The following is a 1,046-nucleotide window of genomic DNA, read 5'->3' on the forward strand; positions in this document are numbered from 1 at the left end:
CCGCCGTACGGATCGGCCACCGGCACGGGCGGCGCCCGCCGCGCCGCCCGTGCCGGTGGCCGATCCGTACGGCGGGGAGTTCCGGCCCTCGGTCCACCAGGGGCGCGGCAAGGAGACCGTGCACTGCGACCCGGGGCTGCCGGCGGGGCACTGGGTGCTCCTGGAGATCGAGTCGTACCACTCGATGTCCACCACGATCGAGTCCTGCGACGCGTACGGGCGGGCCGAGGACTTCCTGCTCACGGCGTACGAGGACGACGTACGCGCGCGTACCGTCGCCCTCGTCCCGCGCGCCCGCCCGCTGACCCTGCGGGTGGAGGCCGACACCCCCTGGACGCTGCGGGTGCTGCCGCTGTCCCACGCGCGCCGTTTCGACAGCCACGTCGAGGGGATCGCGCACGATCTGGTGGTCTACGAGGGGCCGGCCGGGGTCCTCGACTTCGCGCACCACGGGGAGTCCAACTTCACCGTCCACCAGCACACCCCGCCCCTCGATCCGCTCTACGACGACGAGGAGCAGGACCTGCTGGTCAACGAGATCGGCGAGGTCCGGGTGAGCGCCCCGGTGCCGGGTCCCGGGCTGCTGCGGATCAGCGGTGACGGACCGTGGAAATGTTCCGTGCGCCGCTGAGGCGGCCCGTGGAAGGATGGCCCAAACGTCACGAAACCGAGGAGTTGACCGGGTGCCTGGGACAAACCTGACCCGTGAAGAGGCTCAGCAGCGGGCGGCGCTGCTGACCGTGGACGCGTACGAGGTCGAACTCGACCTCACCGGTGCGCAGGAGGGCGGGACCTACCGGTCCGTCACCACCGTCCGCTTCGATTCCGCCGAGGCCGGCGCCGAGACCTTCATCGACCTCGTCGCCCCCGCCGTCCACGAGGCCGTGCTCAACGGGCACGCCCTGGACGTCGCCGCCGTCTTCCGGGACTCCCGGATCGCGCTGCCGGGCCTGCTCGCGGGCCGCAACGAGCTGAAGGTCGTCGCCGACTGCGCGTACACCAACACCGGTGAGGGCCTGCACCGCTTCGTCGACCCGGTCGACGAC

General features: G+C 72.0%; 2 pseudogenes. Both read left to right on the forward strand.

The annotated features are described in order from the left end of the window. A pseudogene (locus CCN56_RS38190) lies at window positions 1-631 on the forward strand (TerD family protein); the annotation flags it as partial. A gap of 52 nt (window positions 632-683) precedes the next feature. Next, window positions 684-1,046: pseudogene (locus tag CCN56_RS38195) on the forward strand (aminopeptidase N); the annotation flags it as partial.

This window comes from Streptomyces sp. NRRL B-24572 (assembly GCF_002156145.1).
Lineage (GTDB): Bacteria > Actinomycetota > Actinomycetes > Streptomycetales > Streptomycetaceae > Streptomyces > Streptomyces vietnamensis.